At 72.5% G+C, this 17,800-nt stretch carries 17 protein-coding genes; 7 read left to right on the top strand and 10 right to left on the bottom strand.

Translation table 11 applies throughout. The features are described 5' to 3' along the window. Window positions 1-37: 37 nt before the first annotated feature. Genes dapC through DAI20_RS09390 form a run of 3 tightly spaced genes read right to left on the bottom strand, consistent with a single transcriptional unit; the run spans window position 38 to window position 2,735 of the window. The gene (gene dapC / locus DAI20_RS09400) at window positions 38-1,156 is read right to left on the bottom strand and encodes a succinyldiaminopimelate transaminase (protein ID WP_108250291.1); all 1,119 of its coding nucleotides are present in this window, start codon (window positions 1,154-1,156) and stop codon (window positions 38-40) included. Between the two features lie 3 nt (window positions 1,157-1,159). After that, window positions 1,160-1,477, bottom strand: coding sequence for a ferredoxin (gene fdxA, locus DAI20_RS09395; protein ID WP_108250290.1), 318 nt, complete (start codon window positions 1,475-1,477; stop codon window positions 1,160-1,162). Between the two features lie 40 nt (window positions 1,478-1,517). Further along, window positions 1,518-2,735: a DUF6113 family protein gene (locus DAI20_RS09390; protein WP_108250289.1), complete on the bottom strand. Its 1,218-nt coding sequence runs from the start codon at window positions 2,733-2,735 to the stop codon at window positions 1,518-1,520. 190 nt (window positions 2,736-2,925) lie between these two features. Here DAI20_RS09390 and efeU point away from each other — a divergent pair, with 190 nt between their 5' ends. The 3 genes from efeU (at window position 2,926) to efeB (ending at window position 6,375) form a co-directional block, all read left to right on the top strand. After that, entirely contained in the window at window positions 2,926-3,801 is an 876-nt protein-coding gene (gene efeU / locus DAI20_RS09385) for an iron uptake transporter permease EfeU (protein WP_108250288.1), read from the top strand. Window positions 3,802-3,901: 100 nt separating this feature from the next. Then, on the top strand, window positions 3,902-5,092 hold the full coding sequence (efeO, locus tag DAI20_RS09380) for an iron uptake system protein EfeO (protein WP_108250287.1): 1,191 nt from the start codon (window positions 3,902-3,904) through the stop codon (window positions 5,090-5,092). Continuing rightward, complete coding sequence (efeB, locus tag DAI20_RS09375; protein WP_108250286.1) at window positions 5,092-6,375, top strand: iron uptake transporter deferrochelatase/peroxidase subunit; 1,284 nt, start codon at window positions 5,092-5,094, stop codon at window positions 6,373-6,375. The genes efeO and efeB overlap by 1 nt, the downstream gene beginning before the upstream one ends. A 241-nt stretch (window positions 6,376-6,616) precedes the next feature. Here the strand turns inward: efeB and DAI20_RS09370 are convergent, their stop codons facing one another. After that, complete coding sequence (locus DAI20_RS09370; protein ID WP_108250285.1) at window positions 6,617-7,102, bottom strand: glutathione peroxidase; 486 nt, start codon at window positions 7,100-7,102, stop codon at window positions 6,617-6,619. A gap of 238 nt (window positions 7,103-7,340) precedes the next feature. Here DAI20_RS09370 and DAI20_RS09365 point away from each other — a divergent pair, with 238 nt between their 5' ends. Beyond that, window positions 7,341-8,729: a pyridoxal phosphate-dependent decarboxylase family protein gene (locus DAI20_RS09365; RefSeq protein WP_108250625.1), complete on the top strand. Its 1,389-nt coding sequence runs from the start codon at window positions 7,341-7,343 to the stop codon at window positions 8,727-8,729. A 184-nt stretch (window positions 8,730-8,913) separates the two neighbouring features. Here the strand turns inward: DAI20_RS09365 and DAI20_RS09360 are convergent, their stop codons facing one another. Both DAI20_RS09360 and DAI20_RS09355 read right to left on the bottom strand, forming a co-directional pair. Beyond that, on the bottom strand, window positions 8,914-11,151 hold the full coding sequence (locus DAI20_RS09360; RefSeq protein WP_108250284.1) for a heavy metal translocating P-type ATPase: 2,238 nt from the start codon (window positions 11,149-11,151) through the stop codon (window positions 8,914-8,916). Next, window positions 11,148-11,513, bottom strand: a complete 366-nt coding sequence (locus DAI20_RS09355) for a heavy-metal-associated domain-containing protein (RefSeq protein ID WP_108250283.1) — start codon at window positions 11,511-11,513, stop codon at window positions 11,148-11,150. The genes DAI20_RS09360 and DAI20_RS09355 overlap by 4 nt, the downstream gene beginning before the upstream one ends. A 125-nt stretch (window positions 11,514-11,638) precedes the next feature. Between DAI20_RS09355 and DAI20_RS09350 the strand changes: the two genes are divergently transcribed. Then, window positions 11,639-12,007: a metal-sensitive transcriptional regulator gene (locus DAI20_RS09350; protein ID WP_108250282.1), complete on the top strand. Its 369-nt coding sequence runs from the start codon at window positions 11,639-11,641 to the stop codon at window positions 12,005-12,007. A 71-nt stretch (window positions 12,008-12,078) separates the two neighbouring features. After that, complete coding sequence (locus DAI20_RS09345; protein WP_108250281.1) at window positions 12,079-12,621, top strand: VOC family protein; 543 nt, start codon at window positions 12,079-12,081, stop codon at window positions 12,619-12,621. Here the strand turns inward: DAI20_RS09345 and DAI20_RS18950 are convergent. From DAI20_RS18950 to DAI20_RS09335, 3 genes are all read right to left on the bottom strand, one after another. Then, window positions 12,618-12,767, bottom strand: coding sequence for a hypothetical protein (locus DAI20_RS18950; protein ID WP_240605997.1), 150 nt, complete (start codon window positions 12,765-12,767; stop codon window positions 12,618-12,620). The two genes, DAI20_RS09345 and DAI20_RS18950, sit on opposite strands and share 4 nt — an antisense overlap. 75 nt (window positions 12,768-12,842) lie before the next feature. Beyond that, a complete protein-coding gene (locus DAI20_RS18945) occupies window positions 12,843-13,163 on the bottom strand; it encodes a P-loop nucleotide/nucleoside kinase family protein (RefSeq protein WP_240605996.1) in 321 nt (106 codons plus the stop codon). Continuing rightward, entirely contained in the window at window positions 13,160-15,187 is a 2,028-nt protein-coding gene (locus DAI20_RS09335; RefSeq protein WP_108250280.1) for a prolyl oligopeptidase family serine peptidase, read from the bottom strand. The genes DAI20_RS18945 and DAI20_RS09335 overlap by 4 nt, the downstream gene beginning before the upstream one ends. 78 nt (window positions 15,188-15,265) lie before the next feature. On the opposite strand from DAI20_RS09335, the gene DAI20_RS09330 reads away from it, so the two are divergent. Next, a complete protein-coding gene (locus tag DAI20_RS09330) occupies window positions 15,266-15,562 on the top strand; it encodes an MmcQ/YjbR family DNA-binding protein (protein WP_108250279.1) in 297 nt (98 codons plus the stop codon). A 164-nt stretch (window positions 15,563-15,726) separates the two neighbouring features. Here the strand turns inward: DAI20_RS09330 and typA are convergent, their stop codons facing one another. Further along, window positions 15,727-17,634 (bottom strand): translational GTPase TypA, encoded by a 1,908-nt coding sequence (typA, locus tag DAI20_RS09325; RefSeq protein ID WP_108250278.1) that lies wholly within the window; start codon window positions 17,632-17,634, stop codon window positions 15,727-15,729. Between the last annotated feature and the right edge of the window lie 166 nt (window positions 17,635-17,800).

Here is a 17,800-nt window from a genome sequence, read left to right as displayed (position 1 = left end):
CCGGCCGTCCCCGCCCCTCGCCGCGTGAGCTCTCGCGCTAGTGCCGGCCCGGCATCGCGCGCGCCGCGGACAGCCGTTCCGCGGCGGCGGCGATGCGCTCGTCGGTCGCGGTGAGCGAGAGCCGCACGTGCTCGGGCGACGCGTCGCCGTAGAACGGTCCGGGTCCGGCGAGGATGCCGAGATCGGCGAGCTCGCCCATGGTCTGCCAGGCGTCGACTCCCGCCGTCGCCCAGAGGTAGAGGCCCCCCTCGCTGCCGTCGACGCGCAGGCCGTGTGCCTCGAGGGCGGGAAGCAGGAGCTCCCGCCGGGCGCGGTAGCGCTCGCGCTGCTGGGCGACGTGCTCGTCGTTGCCGAAGGCCACGGCCATGGCGTGCTGAAGCGGCGCGGGCACCATGAGCCCCGCGTGCTTGCGGACCCGCACGATGCGGTCGATCAGGTCGCCGCTACCGGCGATGATGCCGGCCCGGTAGCCGGCGAGGTTGGACTGCTTGCTCAGCGAGTAGAGGGCGAGCACTCCGGCGTGGTCGTCGCCGACGACGCGCGGGTCGAGGATGCTCGGCGTGGCCTCCCCCGACCAGGCGCCCCAGCCGAGCTCGGCGTAGCACTCGTCGCTGGCGATCACCGCACCGAGCTCGCGGGCGCGCTCCACGGCGGCCCGCAGTTCATCGATCCCGAGCACCCGGCCGTCGGGGTTCGACGGGCTGTTGAGCCAGACGAGCTTCGTCCCCGCGGGCCACTCCGCCGGGTCGTCGCTCGCGACGGCCCGCGCGCCGGCGAGCGTCGCACCGATGGCGTAGGTCGGGTAGGCCACGGTGGGCTGCACGACGACGTCACCCTCACCGAGGCCGAGTATGAACGGCAGCCACGCCACCATCTCCTTGGACCCGATGGTCGGCAGCACCGCGTCCTCGCCGATGGTGACGCCGCGCCTGCGCGCGAACCAGTCGACGATGGCAGCGCGGAGCTCGGGGGTGCCGACCGTGGTCGGGTACGCGTGCGCATCCGTCGCCTCGGCGAGCGCGGCGCGGATGAGCTCCGGCGTCGGGTCGACGGGCGACCCGATGGACAGGTCCACGATGCCGCCGGGATGACGACGGGCGCGGTCCGCGTAGGGGGCGACCCGATCCCAGGGGTAGTCGGGGAGTTCTCCGAGCACCGGCTAGGCCTGCGGCGGCAGGGCCGCGATGAGGGCGTGGTCCTTGTGGATCACGCCCACCTTGGCCGCTCCACCGGGCGAGCCGATGTCGTCGAAGAACTCGACGTTGGCCTTGTAGTAGTCCGCCCACTTGTCGGGCAGGTCGTCCTCGTAGTAAATGGCCTCGACCGGGCAGACCGGCTCGCAGGCGCCGCAGTCCACGCACTCGTCGGGCTGGATGTAGAGGGAACGCTCACCCTCGTAGATGCAGTCGACGGGACACTCGTCGATGCAGGCGCGGTCCTTGACGTCCACACAGGGCAGGGCGATGACATAGGTCAATTCGGTCGCGTTCCCTTCACAGTTCCTGGCTTCCCCAAGTCTATCCGCGGCGGTCGGGCAGCCGTGGCCACGCGAGCACGAGCACGGCGATCACCGCGGGCGCGAAGGTCCAGACGATGCTGAGCGGGCTGTCCGGGAACAGCACGGAGCCACCCGGACCGGGCAGCGACAGCACGACGATGGCCGCGAGCAGTCCCACCGCGGCGGCCACCGCGTGCGTGCGGCTGGGCAGCACGGCGCGCAGGCCGAGCAGCAACGCGGCCACCGCCGCGAGCCCCAGGCCGAGTCCGAGCGGCACGGGGATCCCGAGGAGCACGGGCGAGAACCGGTGCGCCGCGGTGCCGAGCAGGCCCACGACCACGCCCGCGAGCGCGGCGAAGGCGTAGCCGAGCAGCCGCTGCTGGATCGGCTCCCGAGGCGACGGACGCTCGGGCACCCGGAGCGGTCGGTAGCACTCGACATCGGCGATCACCCGGCCGACCCCGTTGGACAGCCCGAACTGGCCGTCGGTGACCACGACCTGGGTGCGGTGCGCCCGCAGCGCGGCGATCTTCCTGGGCAGCTGGGCCGACACGTCGATGCGGATGGGCACGAGCGAGTCGTCGAGCGCGACCGCGTCGTGGTGGCGCGGCGGCTCGAAGTAGCCGGCCTCGCGGACCGCGCGATAGCTCGCGTCGGCGATCGACAGGGGCGTCTCCACGGCGAAGGCCGGCAGCGCGGCGTCGCGCGCCGCGAGCACGGCCGCCCGCTGGATGGCGATGTGGTCGGGATGCCCGTAGCCGCCGAAGTCGTTGTAGGTCACCACCGCCGTGGCGTCCGTGTCCCGCAGCACGGCGAGCACGTCGCGGGCGACCTCCCGACGGTCCGTGGCGGTGAGGGCGTCGGGCGCCAGCGGCTCGATCGGCGCCGGATGCCCGTCGCTCCCCCAGCGCATGCCGGAATCGGTGTAGCGGCGCTCCTCGAGCCCGGCCGCGCGGGCCCCCGAGGACCCGAGGTAGCGGTGGTCGCGCACGCCGAGCGCGCGCATGGCCTCGGCGAGCTCGCCCTCCCTGTAGCAGGCGAGGGCCGCCTGATCGTCGCGCAGGTGAGCCAGGTCGTCCGGGATGACCTCTCCCCGCTCGCCGCGGGTGGCCGTGAGCACCGTCACGCCGACGCCGTCGGCGAGGAGCTGGGCGATCGTGCCACCGGTCTCGATGGTCTCGTCGTCGGGGTGGGCGTGCACGAACACGATGTGCTCCGTGCGCCCTCGAGTTTCCATCCGGCCGAGCCTACCCGGGCCCGGCCGGAGCGAACCTGGACGGCCGGGTTCGAGGGAACCCGGACGGCCGCGCGGGACGGGAACGGGCGGTTCCGTCTGGACAGGGTCCGCGACGACCACTACAGTCGGCTCGACGTAAGGTAAGCCTTACCAACCTTTCCCCTTCCCCCGATCTAGAGCGGAGCGACGCGTGCTCGCCAACTTCCTGATCGGCCTCCGCGAGGGTCTCGAGGCCGCGCTGGTGGTGGGCATCCTCGTGTCGTACATCGTGAAGCTGCGGCGGCGTGATGTGCTCGGCCGGCTGTGGGCCGGCGTCGCGCTCGCGGTGCTCGTCTCGCTCGCCCTCGGAGCCGTGCTGACCTACGGCGCGTACGGGCTCACGTTCGAGGCGCAGGAGGCCATCGGCGGCTCGCTGTCCATCGTCGCCGCGGGCTTCGTCACCTGGATGGTGTTCTGGATGCTGCGCGCGGCGAAGGACCTGAAGCGGCATATCGCGAGCGACGTCGACCGAGCCCTGCTCGGCGCGGGCTGGGGCATCGTGCTCGTGGCCTTCCTCGCGGTGGGCCGCGAGGGCATCGAGACGGCCCTGTTCCTCTGGGCCGCGGTGCAGGCCACGGGATCGACGACGATGCCGCTCGTCGGCGCCGCGTCGGGCATCGCCACCGCGGTCGTGCTCGGCTACCTCATCTACCGCGGCTTCGTCCGGGTCAACCTCGCCACGTTCTTCACCTGCACCGGGGCCGCGCTGCTCGTCGTCGCGGCGGGCGTGCTCTCCTACGGCGTGCACGACCTGCAGGAGGCGGGCATCCTGCCCGGGCTGCACGCCCTCGCCTTCGACGTGAGCGCGGCCATCCCGCCCGACAGCTGGTACGGCACGCTGCTCAAGGGGACCGTGAATTTCTCGCCGGCGACGACGTGGCTGGAAGCCGCGGCCTGGCTGGCATACGCCGTGCCCGCCCTCGCGCTGTTCGCCCGCGCCGTCCGCGGGAGGCGCCGCCCAGCGGGACCCGCGACCGCTGACCGCTCCCCCGCCGCGTACCCCGCCCCCGCCACGCCGGCCCTGTGACCCCGGCCCCACTGAGCCGGCCCCGCCCCCACTGAGCCGGCCCCGCCCCCGGCCCCTCATCCCGGCCCTCCACCCACAATCCCGCATCCCCAGGAGTCCTATGTCGCCCCGCCCCTCCGCGCTCACCGTCGCCGCCGTGCTCTGCGTCCTGCCGCTCACCGCGTGCACCGCGAACGCGCCCGCCGGCGGGGACGCGTCCGCTCCGCTCGCCGTCACGAGCAGTGCGGACGACTGCACCGTCGACGCGGCCGAGGCGCCGAGCGGGCCGCTCTCCTTCTCCGTCTCGAACGACACCGACCAGGTCACCGAGTTCTACCTGCTCGCCGAGGACGGTCTGCGCATCGTCGGCGAGGTGGAGAACATCGGTCCCGGCATCACCCGCACCCTCACGGTCCAGGCCCGGCCGGGCGAGTACTTCACCGTGTGCAAGCCGGGCATGGTGGGCGACGGCGTCGGCAGGAAGGCGTTCACCGTCACGGACTCGGGCGCCGAGATCCAGCTGACGGGAGACCTCGAGGCCCAGGGCGAGAAGGCGGCCGCGGAATACGTCGCCTACGTAAAGGATCAGGTCGGCCAGCTGGTGACCGCGACCCGATCGTTCGCGGACGCCTACCGGGCCGGCGACGACGACACCGCGCGCTCCCTCTACGCGCCCAGCCGGGCCCATTACGAGCGGATCGAGCCCATCGCCGAGTCCTTCGGCGACCTCGACCCGAAGCTCGACTTCCGCGAGGCGGACGTGCCGGAGGGCGACGAGTGGACCGGCTGGCACCGCATTGAGAAGGACCTCTGGCCCCCGGCCGCGGCCGAGAACGGCGGCGCCGAGTACACGCCGCTGTCCGCCGCGGACCGCGCCCGCTTCGCCGACCTGCTCGTCGCCGACACGCAGGGGCTCTACGACGCCGTGCACGACGAGGCGTTCGAGGTGCCCATCGACTCGATCAGCAACGGCGCCGTCGGTCTGCTCGACGAGGTCGCCTCCGGCAAGATCACCGGCGAGGAGGAGATCTGGTCGCACACCGACCTCTGGGACTTCCAGGCCAACCTCGAAGGCGCCCGGGTCGCCTTCGACGGCGTGCGGCCCATCGTCGAGCAGAAGGACGGCGAGCTGGCCACCCGCCTCGACGCCCGCTTCGCGGCGCTCGAGCGCCAGCTCTCCGCCTACGGCTCGCTGGAGAGCGGCTTCGCCTCCTACACCGACCTCAGCACGGCGCAGGTGAAGGAGCTGGCGGACGGGGTCAACGCCCTCGCCGAGCCGCTCAGCACGCTCACCGCCGTGCTCGTCGGCTGATGCGCGCCGGGCCCGAGGGCGAGCGCCGCGGCCTCTCCCGGCGCGGTCTGCTCGGGCTGGCCGGCGCCGGGGTCGTCGGCGCGGGCGCCGGGGCGGGAACGGACCGCGCGGCCATGGCGCTCGCGTCCGGCGCCACCCCCGCCTCCACCGTCCATCCGTTCTACGCCCGCCACCAGTCGGGCATCGTGACGCCCGCCCAGGACCGGCTGCACTTCGCCTCGTTCGACGTCGCCGACATCACGCGCGCCGAGCTCGTCGAGCTGCTCTGGGACTGGAGCGACGCGGCCGCGCGCATGACGGCCGGACGCAGCGCCGGCGAGTACGGGCCGGTCGACGGCCCGTACGACGCCCCGCCGGAGGACACCGGCGAGGCGCTCGACCTCCCCGCGTCGTCGCTCACCATCACGATCGGCTTCGGGCCGACGCTGTTCACCGCCCTGGACGGCCGGGATCGCTTCGGCATCGCCGCTCGGCGACCGGACGCGCTCGTGGATCTGCCCGCGTTCCCGGGCGACGCGCTCGTGGACACGCTCGTCGGCGGCGACCTCTGCATCCAGGCCTGCAGCGATGACCCGCAGGTCGCGGTGCACGCCATCCGCAACCTCTCCCGCATCGCCTTCGGCCGCGCCGCCCTGCGCTGGTCGCAGCTGGGGTTCGGCCGCACGTCGTCCACGAGCCGCGCGCAGGCGACCCCACGCAACCTCTTCGGCTTCAAGGACGGCACCGCCAACGTGAAGGCGGAGGACACCGGCCTCGTGGACGACCACGTCTGGGTGTCGCCCGGGGACGCGGCGTCCTGGATGGTCGGCGGCAGCTACCTGGTGGCGCGCAAGATCCGCATGACGATCGAGACCTGGGACCGCGCGTCACTCCGCGAGCAGGAGCGGGTGGTCGGCCGGACCAAGGGCACCGGCGCTCCGCTGTCCGGCGGCGAGGAGTCCACCGCGCCGGACTTCTCCGCCACGGGCCGCGGCGACGCGCCGCTCATCGACCGCGACGCCCACGTGCGGCTTGCCCACCCGGGCGCGAACGGCGGGGCGATGCTGCTGCGCCGCGGCTACAACTTCGTCGACGGCAACGACGACCTGGGCCGGCTGAACGCCGGCATGTTCTTCGTCTGCTTCCAGAGCGATCCTCGCCGCCAGTTCATCCCGATCCAGCAGCGGCTGGCCGAGAACGACGCCATGAACGAGTACCTGAGGCACGTGGGCTCCGGCATCTTCGCCGTGCCCCCGGGGGCCAGGAAGGGCTCCTACGTCGGCGCAACCCTCTTCGGCGACTGACCGCCGCGTCGTTCGTAGGCACAACAGCACGGCCCCTCAACCTGTCCAAGGGACACCACCGCAACGGATGTCGCTTCGACGAGCTCAGCGACCGTGTCTGCTGAGCGTACGACGGCGCAACATCACGGTCCCTGAGCCTGTCGAAGGGACGCCTCCACAGCGGATGCCGCCCCCACGAGCTCAGTGATCGTGTCAGCTCAGCGGAGGTGCGGGCTCACCGCGTGCACGGAGGCGAGCGGGCTCAGGCGGCGGGCAGCGCCGCCTCCAGGGCGGCGATGAGCTCGGGCGCGTCCGGCTCGACGCTTGGTCGGAACCGGTGCACCTCGCCGGTGGGCGTGACGAGGAACTTCTCGAAGTTCCAGGTGACGCGCCCGGCCTTGCCCGCGGCATCCTTCGTCTTGGTCAACTCGGCGTAGAGCGGGTGCTGCGACCGGCCGTTGACCCGCACCCGCTCGAACATCGGGAAGGTCACGCCCCAGGTGGCCGAGCAGTACTCGGCGATCTTCTCCTCGCTGCCGAGCTCCTGCAGGAACTGGTTGCTGGGGAAGCCGAGCACCGTGAAGCCGCGGTCGCCGTAGGTGCGCTGCAGCTGCTCGAGCTTCTCGTACTGCGGCGCGAGGCCGCAGCGCGATGCCACGTTGACGACGAGCACGACGCGGTCGGCGTACTCGCCGAACGAGGTGGCGGACCCGTCGATGCGGGTGAGGGAGATGTCCGAGAGACCCATGCGCGCGAGTCTAGGCAGCGGACCTGTGGAGCCCCCTCCGCGCCCCTGCCCGCCGGAACCCCGTGCTCCTGCCCAGGTGGCGGCCCCGGGCTCCTGCCCAGGCAGAGGCATCGTGCCCAGGGTGAAGCTGGGCAGGATGCCCCTGCCTGGGCAGGGACAGGGTGGCCTGAGCGACCGCAGCGCGTTCGGGCGGGGAAGACCCTGGCGCGGCGGCCACGCGTGGGTCTACCCTCGGCTCGTGCCTGCGAAGCCGGAGGTGTACCGCGACGCTCTCGACCGTGCCCGGGAGCAGGCCGTGGCGTGGCTGGAGAGCATGCCCACCCGGCCGGTCGCGCCCCGCCTGGACGCGGATGGAGTGATCGACCGGCTCGCCGGATCGCTGCCCGCCGACGGCCTCGAAGCCGCCGAGGTCGTGGACGAACTCGTCGCGGCGGCGGAGCCCGGCCTCATGGCAATGCCCTCGGGCCGCTTCTTCGGTTGGGTGATCGGGGGGACATTGCCGGCCGCACTCGCCACCGACTGGCTCGTCAGCGCCTGGGACCAGAACGCGGGCATGCGATACGCCACGCCCGCCGCCGCAGCCATTGAGGAGGTGGCGGGCGCCTGGCTCGTCGACCTCCTCGGTCTGCCCGGCGGGTCCGGCGTCGGCTTCACCACGGGCGCCACAATGGCGAACTTCGTTGGCCTGGCCGCCGCCCGCGGGCATGTGCTCGCACAGGCGGGCTGGGACGTCGAGGCGCGCGGGCTGACCGGCGGGCCCGCCGTCACGGTCCTCGCGGGCGCGGAACGACACGTCTCCGTCGACCTCGCCCTGCGCTACCTGGGTCTCGGCGCGCCGGTGGCCGTACCGGCGGACGGGGAGGGCCGCATCGTGCCGGCCGACCTCGCCGACGCGCTCGCCCGGGCGGCGGGACCGGTCATCGTGTGCCTACAGGCGGGGAACCTCCACTCCGGTGCGTTCGACCCGATGAGGGAGGCGGTGGCGCTCGCGCACGAGCATGGCGCGTGGGTACACGTCGACGGCGCGTTCGGCTTGTGGGCTGCGGCGAGCCCCCGCTTCGCCGCAGCCATGGACGGGATCGACACCGCGGACTCCTGGGCGACGGATGCGCACAAGACGCTCAACGTGCCGTACGACTGCGGCGTCGCGATCGTGTCCCGACCCGAGGCGATGCGGGCGGCTCTCGGCACGCACGCCGCCTACCTCATCCGCGGGTCGGCCGACCGGGCGGACCCGTACGAGCTCGTGCCGGAGATGTCCCGGAGGGCGCGCGGCGTCCCCGTGTGGGCGGCGCTCCGGTCGCTGGGCCGCAGCGGCGTCGTGGCGCTGGTAGAGCGACTCGTCGACACCGCCGCGGCACTCGCGGAGGGTCTTGCACGACAGCCCGGCGTGGAGATAGTGAATGACGTCGTGTTCACACAGGTCTGCCTGTCGTTCGGCTCCGACGAGCGGACGCGCGCCGTCACGGCGCGCCTGATCGCGGACGGCACCGTGTGGATGTCCGGATCGCACTGGCGGGACAGGGACGTGCTGCGCATCTCAGTGAGCAACTGGTCGACCGACGGGGCCGACGTGGCGACCGCGATCGCCGCGGTCGAGCGCGCGGCAGCCGCCGTGCCCGCCTGACCCCGCGGGCACCCCGCGCCCCACCCCGCGCTCCTGCCCGAGCCAACCCGCGCTCCTGCCCAGGCAGAGGCATCGTGCCCAGGGTAAAGCTGGGCAGGATGCCGCTGCCTGGGCACGGGCACGGTGACAGGGGCGGAGTGCCGGGCACGTCACCCGGCCCCGCGCGCGGGCCCAGCGTGCGCGGTCAGGCGGTCCGGCGGGAGAAGGAGCGCAGGCGCAGGCTGTTGCTCACCACGAAGACGGAGGACAGGGCCATGGCGGCTCCCGCGATCAGCGGGTTGAGCAGGCCGAGGGCGGCAAGCGGGATCGCGGCCACGTTGTACGCGAAAGCCCAGAACAGGTTCCCCTTGATGATGGCGAGCGTGCGACGGGACAGCCGCACGGCGTCCACGGCCGCGAGGAGGTCGCCGCTCACGACGGTGAGGTCGCTCGCCTCGATCGCCGCATCGGTGCCCGTTCCCATGGCGATGCCGAGGTCGGCGGTCGCGAGCGCGATCGCGTCGTTCACGCCGTCGCCGACCATCGCGACGACCCTGCCCTCGGAGCGCAGCCGCGCGACGACGTCGGCCTTCTCGGCCGGCAGCACGCCCGCGTGCACCTCGTCGATCCCGACGGCCGCCGCGACGGCTCCCGCGACCTCCTCGTTGTCGCCGGTAAGCAGGATGGGGCGCAGGCCGAGGTCGCGGAACGCTGCGACCGCCGCGGCGCTCGTGGGCTTCGGCGCGTCGGCGACCGCGAGCAGCCCGCGCACCACGCCGTCCTCCTCGACCGCGACGACCGTGTTGCCCGCGCGCTCCAGCCGGAAGCGCTCCGCATCCAACGCGGCGGGAAGCGCGCCCGCACCGGATTCGGCGAGCCAGGCCGGTCGGCCGACCCGGACGACGCGTCCGGCCAGCACGGCCTCGACGCCGAGCCCGCGCTCGCTGCGGAACGCCTCGAGCGCCGGGGCCGGGAGCCCGGCGGCGGCGCGGACGATGGCCGCGGCGACCGGGTGCTCCGAGCCGGACTCGGCCGCCCCGGCGAGCGCCAGGACGTCGTTCTCCGATGTGCCGGGGGCGGGGACCACGGCCGCGAGCGTCATGCGCCCGCTCGTCAGCGTTCCCGTCTTGTCGAGCACCACCGTGTCGACCCGACGGGTCGACTCCAGCACCTGCGGTCCGCGGATGAGGATGCCGAGCTGGGCACCGCGCCCGGTGCCCACGAGGAGCGCCGTGGGCGTGGCGAGGCCGAGCGCGCAGGGGCAGGCGATGATGAGGGTCGCCACCGCGGCGGAGAACGCCATCTCCGCGCCCGCGCCGGTGAGCAGCCAGCCGACGAGCGTGAGGGCGGAGAGCACGAGGACGACGGGGACGAACACGGCGCTGACCCGGTCCGCGATCCGCTGCACATCGGCCTTGCCCGACTGGGCCTCCTCGACGAGGCGCGCCATCCGGGCGAGCTCGGTGTCCGCCCCCACGCGCGTTGCGCGCACGACGAGCCGGCCGCCCACGTTGATGGTGGCGCCGACCACCCGGTCACCCGGGCCGACCTCGACGGGCACGCTCTCGCCGGTGAGCATGCTCGCGTCCACGGCGGACGCGCCCTCCTCGACCTCGCCGTCGGTGGCGATCTGCTCACCGGGGCGCACGACGAAGCGGTCCCCCGCCCGGAGCGCGGAGATGGGGATGCGCGTCTCCACACCGCCGGTCAGCACGGCGGCATCCTTCGCGCCGAGGCGCAGCAGCGCGCGCAGGGCGGCGCCGGACGTCCGCTTCGCCCGCGCCTCGAAGTAGCGGCCCGCGAGCAGGAACACGGTCACGGCGGTCGCGACCTCGAGGTACAGCTCGTGGGCGCCTGAGCCGCGCTCGAGCGTCCACTCGAAGGGCATCGTCGCGCCGATGCGGCCTGCCCCGCCCAGGAAGAGCGCGTAGAGCGACCAGCCGAACGCGGCGAGCACGCCGCCGCTGATGAGCGTGTCCATTGTCGTGGCGCCGTGCCGCGCGTTCAGCACGGCGGCGCGGTGGAAGGGCCAGGCGCCCCAGGCGACGACGGGCACGGCCAGGACCAGCGCGACCCACTGCCACCCGGGGAACTGCAGCGGCGGGATCATGGACAGCGCGAGCACGGGGACGGTGAGCGCGGCCGAGATGACGAGGCGACGCCGCAGGAGGGCCGTCCTCGCGTCCTCGTGGCCCTCGACCTCCGCGGCGCCCGTCTCGTCGTCGGCGGCCGGCGGCACCTCGGCCGTGTAGCCCGTCGCCACGATCGTGGAGATGGCCTGCGCGACGCTCGTGCCCTCGGGCAGCAGAACGGTGGCCTTCTCGGTGGCGTAGTTGACGGACGCCTCGACGCCCGGCATCCGGTTGAGCTTCTTCTCGATGCGGGCGGAGCACGACGAGCAGGTCATGCCGCCGACGAGGAGCTCGACGCGCTCCGCGCTCATCGGCCGGACGGCGCGAGGCTGTAGCCCGCCTCCTCGACGGCGGCCTCGACCGCCGCGGAGTCCAGCTCGGCGGCGCTCGTGACCGACACGGCGGAGGATCCACCGGGAACGAGGTCGACGTCGACCGCGCTCACGCCGTCGATGGCGCGAAGCTCCTCGGTGACGCTCGCGACGCAGTGGCCGCAGGTCATGCCCGTCACCTGGAGCACCGTGGTGATCTCGTCCGCGGCGCTCTGCGCGGCCGTTGCTCCGGCCGTGGTGTCGGCGGTCGACGCCGCGGTCGTGTCCGCGGGGGCACAGCAGGCGCAGGAGGAGCCGGAGTTGATCAGGGGCAGCGGCGTGCCGCTGGAGAGTTCCGTCATGGCAGTCCTTTGTGTCTCAGGGGCGGTTGTTCGCCGATCGCTGACGCGGGTGGCGCGCGAATCGGTCGGCCTTGGTCAAGGGTACCCCGGTAGGGTATTGTTGTCGAATCACGAAGGAGAATCCCATGGCGAAGTCCACCCCCTCCCCCATCGTCACGGCCCCCGCCCTCGACGACGCCGCCCTCGACGACGCGGCCGGCGCCGAGCACGCGTCGCACGGCTACATCTCGAACAAGGACGACTACCTGAAGCGTCTGCGCCGCATCGAGGGCCAGGCCCGTGGACTGCAGAACATGGTGGCCGACGAGAAGTACTGCATCGACATCCTCACCCAGGTCTCGGCCATGACGAGCGCGCTCGAGTCCGTCGCCCTCGGCCTGCTCAACGAGCACCTCACGCACTGCGTCGCCGAGGCCGTGCGATCGGGCGGCGACACGGCGGATGCCAAGATCAAGGAGGCGTCGGACGCCATCGCGCGTCTCGTCCGCTCCTGATCCCGTCCCCTCCGGACGGTCGCCGCTTCGCCCGCTTCCGCGTCCTCCCGGGCCGTCCTAGGCTGCCGGGCATGACCAGCGACAGCACCGACCGGCCGCGCGTGCGGCAGCTCCGCCTCGTCGTCACCGCCGACGACTACGAAGCAGCCCTCGCCTTCTACCGCGACGTCCTCGGGCTCCCCGAGCACGAGGCGTACCAGGGCGAGGATGGCGCCCGCGTGACGATTCTCGACGCCGGCCGCGCCACGCTCGAGCTCTCGAATCCCGCCCAGGTGAGGATGATCGACGCCGTGGAGGCGGAGGGCTCACCGAGCGCGCGCATCCGGGTCGCGTTCGAGGTCGACGACTCCGCGGCCGTGACCCACGACCTGGTGCGCGGCGGCGCCGAGCTCGTCGCGTCGCCGCGGCAGACGCCGTGGCGGTCGCTCAACTCGCGCCTGGAAGCTCCGGCCGGACTGCAGCTGACCCTGTTCCAGGAGCTCGGGCCCGCGTCCGCAGCCGAGGACGAGAACGAGGACGAGCCGGGGAACGGGACTGCGTCCACGGCCGGAAACAGGCGAGAGAACGCGACGGAGAACGGCCCCGTGCACGGGACGCAGGAGCCCCGGCCCTAGTCCGTTCCCGCGGATGGCCACCGGTCCGCGATCCACTGCGGCCATCCCTCGAAGCCCGGCGGCGGCGCGTCGATGGCGTCGCCGAACTCGTCGTCCGTCGGCGGCTCGAACACCTCCCGGTAGCGGACGAGATCGTCGTCGGTCATCGCGAACGTCTCCTCCGGCTCACGGTCGAACCGGGCGAGCACGCGCTGCCGCTGGGTCCGCTCGTCGATCGGGAGCTAGACCAGGACGCAGGCCGCGCCCGCCTCCGTCGCGAGGGCGCGGAGGGCCGACCGCTCGTCGCGACCCCAGAGGCCGAAGTCCAGCACGACGTCCGTGCCCGCGGCGAGCGCCCGGCGGGCGAGCCACACGAAGCGCCCCTCGAGCACGTCGCGCGCGCCGTTCCGGTCCGATTCACCGAACAGGGGCAGCATCCACTCGTCGGGCGTGAGTCGCAGGGTCCTACGCTCGCGCTCCAGCTCGCGGGCGCGGGTCGTCTTGCCCGCCCCCGGCAGCCCGACCATGAGGTACAGGGTGGGTCGGCGCGGGCCGGGGCTCACGCGAGCGTCCGCCGGAAGAACTTCCACACCGCCGCCTGCAGCTGGGCGGTGCTGCGGTTGTCCACCGCGCCGCCGTGGCCGCCGTCCGCGTTCTCGTAGTACCAGACGTCGGGGATGCCGAGCTGCTCCATGCGGGCGGCCATCTTCCGTGCCTGCACGGGCCCGACGCGGTCGTCGCTCGTCGCCGCGTACAGCAGGAGCGCCGGGTACTCCACCCCCGCGGAGACGTTGTGGTACGGCGAGAACCCGCGGATGTACTCCCACTGCTCGGGATCGTCCGGGTCACCGTACTCGGCGATCCAGGACGCCCCCGCGGACAGCCGGGTGTAGCGCCGCATGTCGAGCAGGGGCACCCCGCAGACGATCGCGCCGAACAGCTCCGGGTACCGGGTGAGCATATTGCCCACGAGGAGGCCGCCGTTGCTGCGCCCCTCGCAACCCAGGTGCTTCGGAGACGTCACGCCGCGGGCGACGAGGTCGCGCGCCACCGCCGCGAAGTCCTCGTATGCCCGCGGACGGTTCTCCTTGAGGGCCGCGCGGTGCCAGGCCGGCCCGTACTCGCTACCGCCGCGGATGTTCGCGACCACGTACACCCCGCCGCCCTCGAGCCACCCCCGGCCCACGACACCGCTGTAGGCGGGCACGCGCGCGTGCTCGAAGCCGCCGTACCCGGAGAGCACAGTGGCGTTCGAGCCGTCGAGGACGAGCCCCCTCGGCGCCACCTGGAAGTAGGGCACGCGGGTTCCGTCGTCCGACGTCACCCAGTGCTGCTCGACCTCGAACGCGTCCTCGTCGAAGAAGGATGCGGCCGCCTTCGCCTGCCGGTGCGGCTCCATCCCGAGCACGCCGCGGCGCAGGGTCGGGGGTGTGAGGAATCCCGAGACGTGCAGCCAGTACTCGTCCGACTCGTCGGGGTCGGTGTCGACAACGGAGACCGACCCGAGGGCGGGCACGCCCTCGAGGTCGCTCGCCGCCCAGTCGTGCGCGGGCGACAGCACGCGGATGCGCGACGAGACGTCTTGCAGCAGGGTGAGCATCAGCCCACTGCTGGTCCAGGCCCAGTGCTCGAGGGCGGTGTGCTCGTCGGGCTCGAAGAGCACGCGCAGGCTGCGGTCGCCCGCCAGGAAGTCGTCGAGGCGGGCGGCGAGCAGGTAACCCGGTGGGTAGGTCCGGCTCCCCAGCACGGTGTCGGCGCGCGAGCGCACCAGGAGCCACTCGCGGTGCACGTCGACATCCGCGTCCTCCGGCACGTCGATCGGCACCAGCGAGCCGTCCCGCAGAAGGAAGGTGCGGCTGCGGTGGAAGTCGTACACCTCGGTCACGAGGTCGCGCTCGAAGCCCGGCGTGTGGTCGTGGCGGGCGTATACGATCATGTCGCTCGGCCGCACCTCGTGCACGAGCTCCGCCTCGGCGAGCGGCTGTCCGCGCCGCAGCCGGCGGACGGTGCGCGGGTAGCTCGACTCGGTCATGCTGCCGGGGCCGAAGTCCGTCGCCACGAAGACGGTGTCGCGGTCGATCCAGCCGACGCTGCTCTTGGCCGTGGGGATCTCGAAGCCTCCGGGCACGAACGCGCGCGACGAAAGGTCGAACTCCCGCACGGTCACCGCGTCGCCACCGTCCGGCGAGAGCGACACCAGGGCGCGGTCCAGCGTGGGACGTAGCAGCGCCGAGCCCGCGTAGACCCAGGAGGTGCCCTCCTCCCGGCCGAGGGCGTCGACGTCGAGGAGCACGTCCCACTCGGGCTCGGGGGTCAGGTAGCTCTCGAGCGTCGCGCGTCGCCAGAGCCCGCGCGGATGCTCGGCGTCGCGCCAGAAGTTGTAGTAGTGCTCGCCACGGCGGTGCACGACCGGGATCCGCTCCTCGGAGTCGTACACCTCGAGCAGCCGCTCCACGGTGTCCGTGTAGCGGTCGGACGCGAGCCAGTCGGTCGTGCGCTTCGTCCGCTCGGCCGCCCACGCGAGCTGTTCCGTCCCGTGGATGTCCTCGAGCCACAGGTTCGGGTCGTCGAGCGTGCCGTCCGTCATCCCGCCAGCCTAGGACGCACCCCTCCGGGTTCCCGGCGCACCCTGGCCCACAACGCGCTGCCGGTGCCAGCATGAGGCATGGCGACCGAGGACGACGTGCGGCGGATCTGCTCGACCCTGCCCGGCGTCACCGAGCGGCTCAGCTGGAACCGGCCGGCCTGGTTCGCGCGGACGCTCGTCGCCCGGATGTGGGACGACGACGTCCTGACGGTGAAGACGGAGGACCGGGAGGCCCTGGCCGCGCTCTATCCGGAGCTCTACTACTGGACGGCGCACCACGATCGCTCGCCGCTGCTCGTGCTGGTGCGGCTGCCCGCGGTACCGCTGGACGAGCTGGAGGCGCTCCTCCGAGACTCCCACCGCCTCGCCGAGTGACACGGTCCCTGAGCCTGTCGAAGGGACGTCACGTCGCTTCGACAGGCTCAGCGACCGAAGCGGCTCGGCGACCGTAGCGGCTCAGCGACCGTGCATACAAACAAACACAGGGCCCGCCGCCGTCCGGAGACGGGGCGGGCCCTGTGCGCGGAAGGCGGAGAGCCTTACGCGTTCTGCTTCTTCAGGCGCGACGCCGAGCGGGCGCGGGCGTTCTGGTCCAGCTCCACCTTGCGGATGCGGATGGCCGTCGGCGTGACCTCGACGCACTCGTCCTCGCGGGCGAACTCGAGGCACTCCTCGAGGGTGAGCCGGCGCGACGGGGTCATGCGCTCGAACGTGTCGGAGGTGGACTGACGCATGTTGGTCAGCTGCTTCTCCTTGGTGATGTTCACGTCCATGTCGTCGGCGCGCGAGTTCTCGCCCACGACCATGCCCTCGTAGACCTCCTGCGTCGGCTCCACGAAGAACGACATGCGCTCCTGCAGGGCGACCATGGCGAACGGCGTCGCGACGCCGCTGCGGTCGGCCACGATCGAGCCGTTGCTGCGGGTCTCGATGGCGCCGGCCCACGGCTCGTAGCCGTGCGAGATCGCGTTGGCGATGCCGGTGCCGCGGGTGATGGTGAGGAACTCGGTGCGGAAGCCGATGAGGCCGCGCGACGGCACGATGAACTCCATGCGCACCCAGCCGGTGCCGTGGTTGCTCATGCTCTCCATGCGACCCTTGCGGGCGGCGAGGAGCTGCGTGATGGCGCCGAGGTGCTCCTCGGGGGCGTCGACGGTCAGGTGCTCGAACGGCTCGTGCGTCTTGCCGTCGATGGTCTTCGTGACCACCTGCGGCTTGCCCACGGTCAGCTCGTAGCCCTCGCGGCGCATCTGCTCGACCAGGATGGCGAGCGCGAGCTCGCCGCGGCCCTGCACCTCCCACGCGTCGGGGCGGCCGATGTCGACCAGCTTGATGGACACGTTTCCGACGAGTTCGCGGTCGAGGCGGTCCTTCACCATGCGGGCGGTGACCTTCGAGCCCTTCACCTTGCCGACCAGCGGCGAGGTGTTGGTGCCGACGGTCATCGAGATGGCTGGGTCGTCGACCGTGATGGTCGGGAGCGGGCGCACGTCCTCCGGGTCGGCAAGGGTCTCACCGATGGTGATGTCCGGGAAGCCGGCGACGGCGACGATGTCACCGGGGCCCGCGGAGTCCGTGGGATAGCGGGTGAGCGCCTTGGTCGCGAGCAGCTCGGTGATGCGTGCGCTGTGCACGCTTCCGTCGTGCTTGACCCAGGCGACGGTCTGACCCTTGTTCAGCGTGCCGTGGAATACGCGCAGCAGGGCGAGGCGGCCGAGGAACGGCGACGCGTCGAGGTTGGTGACGTGAGCCTGCAGCGGGTGCTCGTCGTCGTACTTCGGCGCGGGCACGTGGGTGAGGATGGCGTGGAACAGCGGCTCGAGGTCGTCGTTGTCCGGCAGCGTGCCGTTCTCGGGCTTGTTGTCGCTCGCGGCGCCGTTGCGGCCGGACGCGTACACGACGGGGACATCCAGGATCGCGTCGAGGTCGAGGTCCGGCACATCGTCGGACATGTCGCTCGCAAGACCGAGCAGGAGGTCCTGGCTCTCGGCCACGACCTCGTCGATGCGCGCGTCGGGGCGGTCCGTCTTGTTGACGAGCAGGATGACGGGCAGCTTGGCCTCGAGGGCCTTGCGGAGCACGAAGCGGGTCTGCGGCAGCGGGCCCTCGCTCGCGTCGACGAGCAACACGACGCCGTCGACCATGGACAGACCGCGCTCCACCTCGCCACCGAAGTCGGCGTGGCCGGGGGTGTCGATCACGTTGATCGTGACGGGGCCGTGCTCGGCGAACTTGCCGTTGTAGAGGATCGCCGTGTTCTTGGCGAGGATCGTGATGCCCTTTTCGCGCTCGAGGTCGTTCGAGTCCATCATGCGGTCCTCGCCCTCGAAGTGGGCGTCGAACGAGTTGGTCTGCTTCAGCATCGCGTCGACCAGGGTGGTCTTCCCGTGGTCGACGTGCGCGACGATGGCGACGTTCCTCAAGTTCTCGCGCGTGGCAAGCGCCATAGTTTTTTCCTTAGAAGATGGTGGTCCTGCGGAGCGGTGGTCCGTCTGGACGAGAGTGGGCGGGCGTCCGTGAGCACGGACCCGGCGTGTTCAGTCTACCCGCACGCGCGGAATTCCCCCGGCGGGGTGCCGCCGTCCCCAGGTGCAACCGCCGCGCCCGGCGTTT

This window comes from Planctomonas deserti, assembly GCF_003067705.1.
Lineage (GTDB): Bacteria > Actinomycetota > Actinomycetes > Actinomycetales > Microbacteriaceae > Planctomonas > Planctomonas deserti.
Note: the sequence above shows the minus strand (reverse complement) of the source record. Positions and strands in the feature narration are given on the sequence as shown.